The sequence below is a fragment of the Ewingella allii genome (assembly GCF_044430645.1).
GTDB classification, from domain to species: domain Bacteria; phylum Pseudomonadota; class Gammaproteobacteria; order Enterobacterales; family Enterobacteriaceae; genus Ewingella; species Ewingella allii.
In genome coordinates this window covers 125,168-139,445 of sequence record NZ_JAWUDN010000002.1, presented here as the reverse complement: position 1 = coordinate 139,445, position 14,278 = coordinate 125,168, and the positions used below count along the sequence as shown (strand labels likewise).

The 14,278-nt window shown below is 52.3% G+C and carries 12 protein-coding genes; 3 read left to right on the top strand and 9 right to left on the bottom strand.

All coding sequences use genetic code 11. The features are described 5' to 3' along the window. Positions 1-46: 46 nt before the first annotated feature. The gene (locus tag SBO83_RS07355; protein ID WP_396131019.1) at positions 47-1,483 is read left to right on the top strand and encodes a PAS domain-containing sensor histidine kinase; all 1,437 of its coding nucleotides are present in this window, start codon (positions 47-49) and stop codon (positions 1,481-1,483) included. Here the strand turns inward: SBO83_RS07355 and SBO83_RS07350 are convergent. The 9 genes from SBO83_RS07350 to trhP form a co-directional block, all read right to left on the bottom strand. Next, positions 1,480-2,118 carry a response regulator transcription factor gene (locus SBO83_RS07350; RefSeq protein WP_353502933.1) on the bottom strand — a complete coding sequence of 213 codons (639 nt, stop codon included), beginning with the start codon at positions 2,116-2,118 and terminating at the stop codon, positions 1,480-1,482. The two genes, SBO83_RS07355 and SBO83_RS07350, sit on opposite strands and share 4 nt — an antisense overlap. 157 nt (positions 2,119-2,275) lie before the next feature. Next, positions 2,276-2,809: a DUF3455 domain-containing protein gene (locus tag SBO83_RS07345; protein ID WP_396131018.1), complete on the bottom strand. Its 534-nt coding sequence runs from the start codon at positions 2,807-2,809 to the stop codon at positions 2,276-2,278. After that, on the bottom strand, positions 2,803-3,327 hold the full coding sequence (sodC, locus tag SBO83_RS07340; RefSeq protein ID WP_396131224.1) for a superoxide dismutase [Cu-Zn] SodC: 525 nt from the start codon (positions 3,325-3,327) through the stop codon (positions 2,803-2,805). Before sodC ends, SBO83_RS07345 begins: the two co-directional genes overlap by 7 nt. A 263-nt stretch (positions 3,328-3,590) precedes the next feature. After that, complete coding sequence (locus SBO83_RS07335; RefSeq protein WP_396131017.1) at positions 3,591-4,940, bottom strand: MFS transporter; 1,350 nt, start codon at positions 4,938-4,940, stop codon at positions 3,591-3,593. 77 nt (positions 4,941-5,017) lie between these two features. Then, entirely contained in the window at positions 5,018-6,307 is a 1,290-nt protein-coding gene (locus SBO83_RS07330; RefSeq protein WP_396131016.1) for an MFS transporter, read from the bottom strand. Between the two features lie 112 nt (positions 6,308-6,419). After that, complete coding sequence (locus SBO83_RS07325; protein WP_396131015.1) at positions 6,420-7,454, bottom strand: Zn-dependent oxidoreductase; 1,035 nt, start codon at positions 7,452-7,454, stop codon at positions 6,420-6,422. Positions 7,455-7,464: 10 nt separating this feature from the next. Beyond that, complete coding sequence (manD, locus tag SBO83_RS07320) at positions 7,465-8,679, bottom strand: D-mannonate dehydratase ManD (protein WP_396131014.1); 1,215 nt, start codon at positions 8,677-8,679, stop codon at positions 7,465-7,467. A gap of 200 nt (positions 8,680-8,879) precedes the next feature. Then, positions 8,880-9,791 (bottom strand): lipid kinase YegS, encoded by a 912-nt coding sequence (gene yegS / locus SBO83_RS07315; RefSeq protein WP_396131013.1) that lies wholly within the window; start codon positions 9,789-9,791, stop codon positions 8,880-8,882. A gap of 486 nt (positions 9,792-10,277) precedes the next feature. Next, the gene (gene trhP / locus SBO83_RS07310) at positions 10,278-11,660 is read right to left on the bottom strand and encodes a prephenate-dependent tRNA uridine(34) hydroxylase TrhP (protein ID WP_396131012.1); all 1,383 of its coding nucleotides are present in this window, start codon (positions 11,658-11,660) and stop codon (positions 10,278-10,280) included. Between the two features lie 304 nt (positions 11,661-11,964). Between trhP and SBO83_RS07305 the strand changes: the two genes are divergently transcribed. Both SBO83_RS07305 and SBO83_RS07300 read left to right on the top strand, forming a co-directional pair. Then, positions 11,965-12,999 (top strand): glycosyltransferase, encoded by a 1,035-nt coding sequence (locus SBO83_RS07305; RefSeq protein ID WP_396131011.1) that lies wholly within the window; start codon positions 11,965-11,967, stop codon positions 12,997-12,999. 102 nt (positions 13,000-13,101) lie between these two features. Further along, on the top strand, positions 13,102-14,268 hold the full coding sequence (locus SBO83_RS07300; RefSeq protein ID WP_396131010.1) for an ATP-grasp domain-containing protein: 1,167 nt from the start codon (positions 13,102-13,104) through the stop codon (positions 14,266-14,268). The last annotated feature ends 10 nt before the right edge of the window (positions 14,269-14,278 follow it).

Below are 14,278 nucleotides of genomic sequence, written 5' to 3'. Positions count from 1 at the left end.
TCTGTGAACGCAGGGTGATGTTAATGCGCCAAAGGATCAACCGGCAATGCTAGAAAACCAACCGCAGCATGAAGAGTTATCTGCCGCTACCAATCTGACCGACGCGGCTTTCGAGAATTTGCGCGAATCGGTTTACATCATTGATGACAACAATCGGATCGCCTACGCCAACCGACATGCGATGAAGCTAATGGGCGAAACCGCCCAGACGCTGTATGGCAAAGACATACTCTCTTTTCTGCATGGGCATCAGGAACAGAATATTTTGGCCCTGCTGTGGCAAGTGGAAACCACCAGCTACGGCGACAAATTTAACGTTTTTTATGCCACCCAGACGCAGGGCATTATTCCCGCTGAAGTCTGCACCAGCCGATTTATCTACCAACAGCGCCAGCACGCGACCGTAGTGATTTGCGACACGCGCCACCGCAACGATTTACACCGCTTTTACTACGAACGCGAAAACAGCCTGCGCGGCATGTTGAAAAACGTGCCCGACGTTATGCTGCGCGTGGATACTCATCTGCGCTGTCTGTACGCCAATGAGGCGGCCCAGCGCTGGCTGGACTATGTCGACGGCCCGCTGGTGGGGCAGACATTACAAAACGTGTTGGAAAACAGCCTGTTGTTCCAACAAATCGCCCTGTCGGTGCGCTCCGTAGTGCAGACCGGCAAGCTGTTCGAGAACGTGTTACGCAAGCTCGATGGCGAAGAGGAGTCGATTCTTCAGCTGCGCTTCATCCCGGAATTTAGCGATCGCCACGTGCTGAAATCAGTGCTGATCACCGGCCAGGACATTACTCGCCAGTTCAAAGATGACCAACTGCTGAAACGCACCCACGAGCAGCTGCGCCAGATGACCCAGCAAATTCAGGTCAGCGTGGAGAACGAGCGCAAGCACATCGCCCGCGAAATTCATGACGAGCTGGGCCAGCGACTGAGTACGCTGCGGGTGGTAATCTCGCTGATGCATGCCGAAGGGCGTGAGTGCAGCGAGCAGATGCAGGCGCTGAAGGATATTGTCGACGGTACCATTCGCGTTGTGCGCGACCTGTCGACTATTCTGCGTCCGGCGGTACTCAACATGGGCCTTATCCCGGCGCTAAGATGGCTGCGCGATGAGTCGAATAAATATCACCGCGACTGCTGCTGTACGCTGGAGGTGAGCGAGGATGACATTGCGCTTTCCGACGAGCACACCACGGCGATTTTCCGCGTGGTGCAGGAGTCGCTGACCAATGTATATCGCCACGCGCAGGCCAGCCGTGTGCATATCAAAGTGGTTCAGACCGGGAGTTCGCTGGCTATTGACGTGCGCGACAATGGCCAGGGCTTTGACGTCAACAGCGTGCCTTCTACCGCTTTTGGCCTGCTGGGCATGCGCGAGCGTTGCACCATGCTGGGTTGGGAATTACAGTTTTGTAGCCAGCCGCAGCAGGGAACTCACGTGCGCATCACGGGTGAATTACCAGCATCATATTAAGAAAGGTTATGTTTAATGCCGAAACGGATCATTTCGGCATTACTGCTGAACTGCATCTTTTCCACCATCCGCGCCTTGTGCGTACTCACCGTTTTATTGCTGATTTTCAACGCGTCGGCGATGGCGTTAATGCTGTCGCCGCGCGTCAGCATGGAGAGGATCTGCTTCTCACGCTGGGAAAGGGTGGCGTAGCGATATTGCTCGCTGGTGTCGCCGTTGGAGAAAATGATCGCCTCCGCCAGACTGGGATCGATATAGCGCTGATGCTGGCTGACGCGATGAATGGCGTTGAGCAGGGTTTGCGGGTCCTGATCCTTGGTGATAAAGCCCTGCGCGCCGCTGTTAAGCACGGTCATTGCCACCTGCGGCTCGTTATACATGCTCAGGACCAGCACCGGCAGGCTCGGCCAATCTTTGGCAATTTTGCGCACCATCTCTGTCCCGCTGATGCCGGGCATGGAGAGATCGAGCAGCAAAATGTCGCATTCAGTCTGCGCCAGCGCGGCTAAAACCTCTTCGCCGTTGCCTGCTTCCGCGACCACGGTCAGTTGTTTATCCAGATTAAAAATCTGTTTTAGCCCTTCGCGCATCAGAACGTGATCGTCGGCGAGCATTAATCTTATGGTTGTTTGCATGAGGATAACGATTTTTCTTATTGTGGCGACCGACTCGGAATAATCCGGAAATGATCGATTTTTGAGTGAGTGTAAGCGGCGAAAAGAAGGGGAACAAGCTTAAACCTTCGTAATGAAACGGACTGAGTCACTCAGCCCGTTTCTGTTTAACATTTGTTTAGGATGTGAAGAAGCGATAGGTCGCGGTATAAGGCACTTTGAGGGTCGCGCCGTACTGCGCCTTGGCGCAAATCGCTTTGCCGGAGGTACCGCCGTGGGTGTCAACGCGCTGAATAGTCGAGACGTGCGCGAAGATGCCCGGCAGCTGGTGCGACGAGCCGGACAGAATCAACCACGGAATGTCATTGGTATCGGGTGCGGCCTTGGTGGCGCGGACTTTGCCGCTCACCTGACTGCCGTCCAGCGCCTGCCACTGTGGGCCGTCGAAGTGTTTGGCGACTAAATCCGTCATGGCTTTATCGCTAAACAGATCGGCCTCTGGTGCCTGAAACACCCACTTGCCGGTCTGGTTGTCGTCGTTGGCGGCGCAGCGATAAATCTGCACCCCGCGCGCATAGAGCTGGGTCTGTAACTTCTCCCAAGAGGCCATTTTCCAGCTGCCCGCCACGGCGTCGCTGTTACCCGCCCATGCGCCGACTGACAGCAGGGCTAACGTGGCTAATGCTAAACGTGGACGCGTGATACTTACCATTTAGTCACACCACACACCATGCGCGCCCCGCCACCGCCGAGCATGGCCGGATGGTCAGAATGGTTGTCGCCACCCGCGTGGATCATCAGCGAGTGGCCATTAACGTCAGAGATTTTCAGGCGAGGAGCCATGACCGGGTAAGTCGCGGTGCCGTCCATGCCGACATACAGCGCGGGTAGGTCGCCCAAGTGGCCGTTGCCCCACGGGCCTTCATGCTTGCCAGTATGGGCCGGGTCGAAATGCCCACCGGCGGCCAGACCGGCCACCATTTTGCCGTCTTGCTTAGCCGGGCCGCAGTCCGGATTGGTGTGGACGTGGAAGCCGTGGATGCCCGGCGGCAGGCCCTTCAGGTTAGGCGTAAACAGTACGCCGTACTGGGTTGCTTCAACCGTGATGGTTCCGGCGGGTTTAGAAGTGCCATCGGCAAAGACTTCATTCATTTGAACAGTTTGAATCGTTGCGGCATGGGCCACACCGGCGAATGCCAACGCGGAAGAGAGTAGGGCAGCGTGCTTGATTGTGCGTAGTAAAGTCATTATTTCCCCTTGGAACAGTCAATGCTGGAAACCAGCCAAGCTTATGGGGCGCCACCGAGGATTATCACCTCGTTGTTTTGCCCTCAGCTAAGTAGTTATAACAACAACAATGGTTCCAACTGGGGCGACTATCGCTTTAATAAGCCAAACCGATTATTTCCAACGCGAGTTAAGACACGGATGACAGTGAAACCGTCACTAAGAGTATAGACAGCGCCTTCTAACTACGAAGGCGCTGAACGTGTCTAACCTCCCCAGTTGTGATATTCGCCTTTTAACTTGCGCGGGGCGGTTTCCGGGAGCAGGGCCAGCCCGATGATAGACACTACGCCGAGCACCATCATGTAAATCGCCAGCCCGTGGTAATCACCGCCGGTGACCTGCAAAATTTTCACGGCGATCAAGCCCAGCACGCCGCTGCCGATCAGCGAGCCTATTTGCCAGATAAGCGCGATGCCGCTGCAGCGGATGCGAGTTGGGAAAAGCTCTGGGAAATATGAGGCTTGCGGTGCGTAACACATGCTGTGGCCGAAGGTCAGCGCCAAAATCATGGCGATTTGCGTCATCCAGAAGCTGTCATGTTTGAGCACCAGGAAGAAGGGAATAATGCCAACCACCAGCAGCAGCGCGCCCGCCATATAGACTGGTTTTCGGCCGATTTTGTCGGACAGGTGCCCCATTATTGGAATGGCGAATATCTCGAGGATCACCGCCACAATCATGGTTTGCAGCAAGATGCTTTCACTCAGATGGTTAGCTTTGCCGAAGGCTAAAATAATCACCGTGAACATGGCAAAGGCGCAGGCTTCAATCAGCTTGGCGCAGACCCCTTTGGCAATGATGCCCGGATAGAGTTTGATCACTTCGACTACCGGACGCGACTCCACCGCCTTGGTTTTGCGGATTTCAGCGAACACCGGCGATTCATCAATGCGTAGGCGAATAAACAGCCCGACTATCACCAGAAGCAGACTCAGCAGGAAGGGAATGCGCCAGCCCCAATCCAACATTTGGCTTGGGCTAAGGGTAGAGGTGAGCAGGGCAAACAGCGCCGACGGCAGCAAAAAGCCTAATGGCGCACCAATCTGCACCCAACTGGCGAAGAAGCCGCGCCGCTCGGGGCGGGAATATTCCGCCGTCATCAGCACTGCCCCGGCCTGTTCACCCCCCACGCCAAATCCTTGCAGCACGCGAATGAAGATAAGCAGTGCTGGCGCCCAGAAGCCAATCTTCTCGTAGGTCGGTAGAATCCCAATACAAAATGTCCCCAGACCGACGATAAGAATGGTGATCACTAAAGCCTTTTTGCGCCCAACTTTATCGCCAATGTGCCCAAAGACAATTCCCCCTAACGGACGAGCGAGAAAGCCGACAGCGTAGGTCGCAAAGGCGGCGAGGGTGCTGACCAGCGGATCTGAGCTGGGGAAAAATAGCTGTCCGAAGAACAGAACGGCGGCGGTGCCGTAGGCGAAGAAGTCATAATATTCTGCCGCCGTGCCAATCGCCGATGCTCCGGCGACGCGTCTTAACAGTGCGCGTTCTTCTTGCGTAGTAGGGGCGTTAGCGTCTGAATGTGCTGTTGAAACCTGAGACATAGGCAGGGCTCCGGTTGATAAAAAGCGGGTTCACCAAGGGAATTACTCCCCGCAAAAGGTCTGCGGGGAGGAGAGAATTACTCCTGAGTTACGCCGCTGAGTGGCAGGTGTTTAGGCGGTTTAATGACGAAGAACACCAGAATCGCGCCCAGCGCGGCAACGCCGCCAGCCAGCATAAAGGCGCTGTCGAAGCGTCCGGTGTTCTGCACGATATAACCGGTGACTACCGGGCCGATGATGCCCGAGACGCTGCCAATCAGATGGATGAATCCGCTGGTGCCGCCCACGTGTGACTTATGCACCACGTCCTGAATGATCGCCCAGTAGATAGCGCCGGTGGTGTAGAGGAAGAAGATAGAAATCGACATCAGCACCACTGCCGGCACCACGCTGGTCACTACCCCTGCCAGCGCCACGCAAACCGCCGCGGCTAACAGGCTGACCACCAGAATGATTTTGCGCGACAGCAACAGGCGTCCGGTAATGTTGAAAATCTTATCGGAAATGATGCCGCCTAGCGCCAAGCCGACGAAGCCGACAATCCATGGAATAACCGTCGTCAGGCTCATCTCCTTGATATTCAAGCCGTGGGCCTGCACCAGATAAGCCGGGAACCAGCTGAGGAAGAAGAATAGAATATAGTTGTAGCTGAAGAAGGCGAAAGCGGTGACCAAGATGATTGGTTGACGCAGGTAGTAGCCCAAGCCGTGTGCGGCCTGCGCTAAGTCCTCTTCTTGGGTCAGATTTTCATTTTTCATCTGGTCGATGACACGCAGCTCATCTGGTGAAACGCGCTTACTTTTCAGCGGGTTGTCCGCCACGACAAAGAACCAGACCAGCATCCAGACGATACCAATCGCGGCAATCACCATAAACGCCGGACGCCAGCCGAAGGAGATCGCCAGATAGCCGACGATCGGACCCGCCACCGCGCCGCCAAGGGGCGAACCGGCACTAAGCAGCCCCATGGCGGTGGCCGCCTGTTTCTTCGGGAACCAGCCGTTAATCATCTTATTGGCCGACGCGCAGATTGGCCCTTCCGCCATCCCGAACAGCACGCGCAGGATGAGCATGGAGTAGAAGCCGGTGGCGATAGCCGTCATGCCGCAGAAGATTGACCATAGGCCGACGGCGATACCCAGCACCAGCGTCGGGCCGAACTTATCAACCGCCAGCCCGCCGATGAAGTTAAAGATGGCATAGCCGAAGAAGAAACTGCCGAAGATCATCCCGAATTGCTCAGGGTTGATGGTCAGCTCTTTTTCAATCATCGGCACGGTTATCGACAGCGCGACGCGGTCGAGGTAGTTGATCATGTAGACCAAGAACAGCAGGAAGACGATGATCCAGCGTAGGTTTTTAAACATAGGTGCTCCACTGAGTATTGTGTTTTTTTAATTAGTGTTGCGTTCTGTAGGGTGTTGACGACTTAAAAAAGAAGGATGAAAACTCACCCTTCCTGGACTTCAGGTTTCTGCTTTAACCATGCGCGCTTTCCATCGGGAACCGCAGCAAAACCTTGCAACAGGCGCGCTGGTCCTTCTCGAACAGGGTCATGGCCGTTTCAACGTCGCTGGCGGGCATCCAGTGCGTCACCAACTTCTGCGGGCTGATTTTCCCTTCCGCCATCCATTCAATCACCTGCGGGAAGCGATGGCTGTTGAGGCGCGAGGAAAACAGAGAAATTTCTTTGCTGGTAATACTCTGTTGGGTTAACGGGCTGGCTTCGCCGGAGAAGCCCATCATGCCGATGCGCGCCGCCGGCGAGGCCAACAGGATCGCTTCTTGCAAAATAGCCGGATGGCAGGCGGCATCCACGATAAGCGTCGGTTTCACGCCTTCAGCTGCCAGCGCGTCAGCTACCGACTGGTGATGGTTGTTGATGGTCCAGTCCGCGCCGCTTTCCCGCGCCATGGTCAGGCGTTCATCAATGCGATCGGCGACGATCACCTGTTTCACGCCATAAACCCCTTTCAGCACTTGGATCACCGTCAGGCCCATCGGCCCTGCGCCGTAAATCAGCGCGGTGTCCTGCGGCTGTGGCTTGAGGAAGGCGGTGATGTTGGCGGCGATGGTGAAGGGTTCCACCATGCTGGCTAACTTATCTGGAATGCTGTCCGGCACCACATAGGCATTACTGGCCGGAACGCAGGCCGCATCGCTAAAACCGCCGTCGCGGTGAACGCCGATAACCTGCAACGTGCTGCAAACGTTCGGCCTGCCGATAGAGCAGGGGTAGCAATGGCCGCAGCTCACCACTGGGTCAACCACCACGCGCTGGCCGACACGGCTGCTTTCCACGCCTTCGCCCACGGCGTCAATATGGCCGAAAAACTCATGGCCGATGACGCGCGGGTATTTAGCAAAAGGGTTGTGCCCATGATAAATGTGCACGTCGGAGCCACAAATTCCGGCATAGGCGACTTTCACCCGTACCTCGCCCGCCGCGGGCTGCGGCAAGGGTTTCTCTGTAATGACCAGTTGGCCAGGCTGTTGAATAACAACGCTTTTCATGATGATTTCCTTACCAGTTCCACAAAGTGCCGTCATCCAGACGGGCCACCGGCAGGTGTGCCGGTTCATACGGATATTTCGCGGCCAGCTTCTCGTCAAACTCAATGCCCAGCCCCGGTTTTTCGCCCGGATGCATATAGCCGTCGTCGAAGGTCCAGCTATGTGGGAAGACTTCCAGCATTTGCTCGGAATAACCCATGTACTCCTGCACGCCAAAGTTAGGCACCCACAGGTCGAAGTGCAGGGCGGCGGCCATGCAAATTGGCGATAGGTCAGAAGGTCCGTGCGAGCCGGTGCGCACCTGATACAGCGAGGCAAAATCGGCAATGCGGCGCATGCCGGTGATGCCGCCCGCGTGGGTCAGCGTGGTGCGGATATAGTCGATCAGCTGCTCTTCAATCAGCTGTTTGCAATCCCAGATGCTGTTGAACACTTCGCCTACCGCAATTGGCGTGACGGTGTGCTGGCGGATCAGGCGGAAGCACTCTTGGTTCTCAGCAGGCGTCGGATCCTCCATCCAGAACAGGCGATACTCTTCGATGCTTTTACCAAAGCGCGCGGCTTCGATAGGGGTCAGGCGATGATGCATGTCGTGCAGCAGGTGCTCGTTGAAACCGAATTTGTTGCGCACCGCCTCGAAAAGTTTTGGCGTGAAGTCGAGATACTTTTCGGTATTCCACAGCTGCTCTTCCGGCCAAACGCCTTTGGTAGCTGGCTCGTATGCCAGACCTTTGCCTTTCGCCATGCCGTAAGTGGTTTTCATCCCCGGCACGCCGCACTGCGCACGGATCGCCTTGAAACCAAGCTCTTTATGTTTGGCGTAGTCATCCAGCACTTCATCAATGGAGTGGCCGGTGGTGTGGCAGTAAACCATCACGCCAGTGCGCGAAGCCCCGCCCAGCAGTTGATACAGCGGCATATTGGCAGCTTTGGCTTTGATGTCCCACAGCGCCATGTCCACCGCCGAAATGGCTGACATGGTCACCGGGCCACGACGCCAATAGGCGCCTTTGTAGAAGAACTGCCAGATATCCTCAATCTGATGTGCGTCGCGGCCAATCAGCTGCGGGCAGACGTGATCTTGCAAATAAGAGGCCACCGACAGCTCGCGCCCGTTGAGCGTGGCGTCGCCAATCCCCGTCAGGCCGCCGTCGGTGGTGATTTTCAGGGTGACGAAGTTACGGCCCGGGCAAGTGACAAATACTTCAGCGTTAACAATTTTCATCAATCAGACCTTTTTCCAAGCAGGAAGACATAAGTACATTGAGTGAAAAATACGCTTTATGCTGACTACCATACAAGTATCCATATTGGATTTTGCTGGTGGGGATCACAAAGATCTTAGGAGGAGGGAAGATAGAGATGGCCTTCTCCCATGAAAGGAGAAGGCAGAGGATTAGCTAGCGAAAGTCTGGAAGGGCGGTGTTAGCCCAGCAGCGCACAGTGCGGCGGCAGGCGGCACTGAATGGCGTTAGGCAGAATCTCAATGTGGAATTCGGTGCCGGTGAGCGGCTCGCCGTCCAGATTAAAGGTCATGTCATGGGGGGCTTTGATTTCCAGCCAAGGCAGAGAGATAGAAATAACGTTTTTATTCTCTTCATTGCTGACCAGGCTACGAATAAACGACGGCAGCAGCTCTTCTGAGGTGAGCAAACGTAGTTGCAGCAGGCCGTCATTGATCAGAGCGTCGGGGCAAATCTGCTGCCCGCCGCCGGCCTGACGCCCATTACCAATGCCAATCACCAGCGCATCGCCAGCCCATGAAAAATCCGGCCCGGTAATTTCGCAGCTGTCGGCTTTAAGGGTGTCCATGCGCAGCAGGCCATGAATAAAGTAAGACACGCCGCCCAGTGCTGATTTCAGCTTTTCAGGCGTCTCGGTGGTGATCCGCGTGCCAAAACCGCCGGTAGCCATATTGATGAAGTAGCGATCGCCGTTAACACGCGCCAGATCGATATCCACCGCACGGCCTTTAATCGCCAGGCGCAGCGCCTGATCGAACTCTGGCGGGATACCGCAGCTGGTAGCGAAATCATTGGCGGTGCCCAGCGGCAGCAAGCCTAGCGCCGGACGCTGACCCTCTGGCAATTTGGCGAGCGCGGTGGCAACTTCATTGATGGTGCCGTCGCCGCCACCGGCAATCACCGTTTCACAACCTAAATCAATGGCTTCATGCACATAGCGCGCGGCGTCGCCGTGTTCCCAGGTGACACGGACTGCAAGGGCAACGCCTTCGCTGCGCAGGGCGTAAATGGCTTCGCGTAACATCTCATTGCCTGCCCCTTTTCCATTTATTATCAGAAGCGCCTCGGGCGTTTCTTTTATGCTTTCCTTCATTAATGTCTCCTGTCCGTAACAAGGTTCAGACTCTGCCTCTAAGGATAGATGACAAACAACCACCACGGCTATCGGAATAATCAGGTATTCAAAAGGCAAATCTTAGGGATATTCCCTGCGAATTAATTAAGTAGGAAGATTAATATTGGTGAGCGTTAATTGAACGCATGAATGAATTGCTATTTAATTATCGGAGTTATTAATTCTATTAACCTATTCTGTTAATAGAACGAGTGCCGCCAATAATAAACTTCTGTAAAAAAGAAAAGCCAGCTCAAGGGAGATTGAGCCGGCCAAGGAGGTGGTTCTTAGTATCGTTGGATAACTTATTTTTCATTCGTCTAAATTGCGAAGAGGATAGTATCTAAAGCCTCTGTTGCTGAATGTGACCGGATTCTTATTTTTAGATTTTTTATTGTTTTTGTTTTATTTCATTCCAATAAAAAACGCCACGGTTAGTGGCGTAATTAGCGCTAATTATTAAGGTCAGGGTTTAGCGTGTGGGTTACGCGTGTCAGTCTCTACCAGATTGCGCAACAAAATAGCGAATTCTAAATTGATGTCTTCCGGCAGTGAGACGTAAACAATATGACCATTTCCCGGTGCGACATCCACCGGCTGGCCTTTTTTGTTGCGTAAGGCTTCGAGGGTGAATTGCACATTTCCCTTTGGCGTCATCATCTCGACGCTGTCACCGACGCTGAACTTGTTTTTCACGTCAATTTCCGCCCAGCCGTCAACGCGATTGCCGGTAAACTCGCCGACAAACTGCTGGCGATCGCTCACCGAGTGACCATATTCATAGTTCTGCTGCGCGTCATGGGTGTGGCGGCGCAGGAAGCCCTCGGTATAGCCACGGTGCGCCAGGCCTTCCAGCGTGGTCAGCAGGCTTGGGTCGAAAGGCTTGCCCGCGGCGGCATCATCAATTGCGCGGCGATAGACCTGCGCGGTGCGGGCGCAGTAGTAGAAGGATTTGGTACGGCCTTCGATTTTAAGCGAATGCACGCCCATTTGGGTCAGGGTTTCGACGTGCTGAATGGCGCGCAGGTCTTTGGAGTTCATGATATAAGTGCCATGCTCATCCTCAAAGGCACTCATATATTCGCCCGGACGCATCGCCTCTTCCAGCATATACACTTTATCCGTCGGCTGGCCGACGCCGAGTGTAGGCTCGACCTTTTCAGCCGCAGCCACTTGTTTTACCGGAATCGGCTCGTACTGATGCACAATATTTCCGAGATCATCCTCTTTGCCTTCCTGCACTTTGTATTCCCAGCGGCAGGCGTTGGTGCAAGTTCCCTGATTAGGGTCGCGCTTATTAATGTAGCCAGACAACAGGCAGCGGCCGGAATAAGCCATACAGAGCGCGCCGTGGACGAAGATTTCTATTTCCATATCCGGCACCTGTGCACGGATCTCGGCAATCTCTTCCAGTGACAGCTCGCGGGACAAAATAACCCGCGTCAGGCCCATCTGTTTCCAGAATTTTACCGTCGCCCAGTTCACCGCATTGGCCTGCACCGACAAGTGAATGTCCATCTGCGGGAAGGCTTCACGCACCATCATAATCAGGCCGGGGTCGGACATGATCAGCGCGTCCGGGCCCATGTCGATCACCGGCTGTAAGTCGCGCAGGAAGGTTTTCAGCTTGGCGTTGTGAGGCGCGATGTTAACCACCACGTAGAATTTTTTACCCAGCGCGTGGGCTTCGTTAATGCCGATAGCCAGATTCTGGTGGTTAAATTCGTTATTGCGCACCCGCAGGCTGTAGCGCGGCTGACCGGCGTAAACCGCATCTGCACCATAGGCAAAGGCGTAGCGCATATTCTTCAGCGAACCGGCCGGAGAGAGTAATTCCGGAGTAAACATAAGCAATCTCAGTCTGATATCAAGTCAGGGCCGTCCCATAGCGGGGCGACGAAAGGCCGAAATTGTAGCCTCTGAAAATGCAAAAAGCAGCCGATCAGTGTGGGTATTTGAAGTTTACTGGGGCTAGATCAATTTTGCGTAAAGTGCAGGCCTAACCGGAAAGTATTTTTCCGTAAGAGAAACGCCTCTTCCGGAAAGAGAGTGTAATGAGCACTTTCTTTTTCTAACATAATGATTATTGTAGGTTTTTTAAGTTGGCATAGATATTGCTAAAACAACAGTCATTTGCAAAGGAGGATCGGTTATGTCGCCACTCGTGAGTGTTATTGTTACTAGCTATAATCACGCTAAATATATTGTAAGAGCATTAGATAGCGTATTTTCACAAACATATAAAAACCTTGAAGTTATTGTTGTGGATGATGCGTCTACAGATGACTCACAAGAGATTATCAAAGAATATCAACGTAAGCATGAATTTCAATTTATTGATAGGAAAGAAAACTATTTTAGCAATAGTACATCTCAGGAAGAAAATCCTGGGATTGAAGCCATTCTGAGTTCAAAGGGCAAATATATTGCTGTTGTTGATTCTGATGACTTCATTTATCCGGATAAAATTGCGATGCAAGTCGCCATCATGGAGGATAATGAATCCGCAGTGCTGTGTTATGGCGGTATAGAGGTTATGAATGAAGATGGAAGTCGACATGAATATAAGGGTAATTATAAGGATAAATTCCTTTCTGGCGATCTTTTTGAGCCACTTTTGACCTATGGGAATCATATCCTTTTTATTGGAACATTAATTCGTAAATCTGCCTTTATCGAAATAGAAAAGCCTGCTAAAGGTCTGATGCAGGTAGACTGGGATGTTTTTCTCAAACTGGCAAAGAAAGGTCCATTTATAGCTGATAAACGCACTGTTGCCTGTTATTGCCGTCATGGCAGTAATACCTGGTATCGAGCAGATAAAGAAACATTGATGTATAAAAATAGAATGATGATTCTTGATTGCTGGATGGATGAAGATGCATGGCCTACAGCCATGAATATTCGCTGGACACGTTACATGCAAAACCGGTCACTTGATCAAAATGCGATTGATAGCTTGTTAATTGAAAGACCCAAGGATGCGCTTCTGCATTTTTTGAAGTGTAAAGCGTGCGTTGACGATAAAAATTATATTGATGCTGAGAAACATCTTTCACTTTCCATTGAATATTGCGATGACCGGCTTGCAGTACTGCCGGATTTATACCGGCTAAAAGAAAACTTTATTAAAGACGAACGCGCAAAGCTGTCTCATGCGGAAGAGTTGAGACGGCGCTTACAATAGGCTCAAGTTCTGAGGGCACATAAATAATATGCCAGTAATTAAATCGGATGCGGCAATATTTAGTATTACCCACATCGATATAGATATTGTTGGGAATAGGTTATGACTCAAAAAAAAGAAGTGCTTATTCTGGATGCGGGATTTTCCGCAGTGCCATTTATTGAGATAGCAAAAGAACAAGGTTTTTTTGTGACGGTGTGTAGTGGTAAAGAACATGATCCGGGCCATCAATTTGCAGATCGTAGCATCATCGAAAACTACGCTAGTCGCGAAACCGTGCTGGATATTGCTCAACTGCATAGCATTAATGCTTTGCTACCCGGCGTCACCGATATTTCTTATTTAACGGGAGCCTGGGTTGCCCAACAATTGGGGTTAGCCGGCTTTGATACGCCAGAGGTGAGCGAAATCATCTTTATGAAAGATGCATTTCGCCGTTGGGCCAATAAACAGGGTTATCCAATACCACAGGCGGTTTATAACCTTGAGTATGCTAAAAGATTGCCATTGCCGCTATTGGTAAAACCGGTAGATGCGTATAGCGGGCTTGGCATTATAAAGATAAATAATCTGGCAGAATTAGATGCGGCGGTTAAAACCGCCCGTGAAGTTTCTGCATCGGGCCAGATAGTCATCGAGACCTTCTGCGAAGGGCAATTATACAGTCACTCTGCTTTTATTCGCGATGGCAATATCGCTTGTGAATTTTTTGTCGACGAGTACTGCACGGTTTACCCGTGGCAGGTTAATAGTAGTTGTATTAGCGTCACATTATCGGAAAGTATTCGTAAAAATGTGCACGAATGTATGCAAACTCTGGTCAGAGAACTACAGCTAACCGATGGTTTATTACATACCCAGTTTATCGCCAATGAAACATGTTTTTGGTTGATTGAATTAACGCGTCGTTCTCCGGGAGATCTCTATTCTCGCCTAATTGAACTTTCGACGGGAATTCCCTATTCCCACTATTTTTCTCAGCCATTTCTTGGTTTAAAAAGTGCCTTTGAATTGCAACGGCCCACGCCATGCAGGGCGATTGTGCGCCACACTGTTTCACTCTCACAGACTCAGCAATTTACTACTTTCGACTTTAGCAAGCTCGATGGAAGGGTCATTGAAACAGTGCCGTTAAAATTACCAGGAGAGAGTGTGAATCCGGCACCCCATGATCGGGCTGGGGTCATATTTGCCGAGCTTGATAATTTTTCAGCACTTAAAACGATAACTCCTGAATTAAAAAACTATATACAAATTAACGAGCAGTAAGGAATGTGAA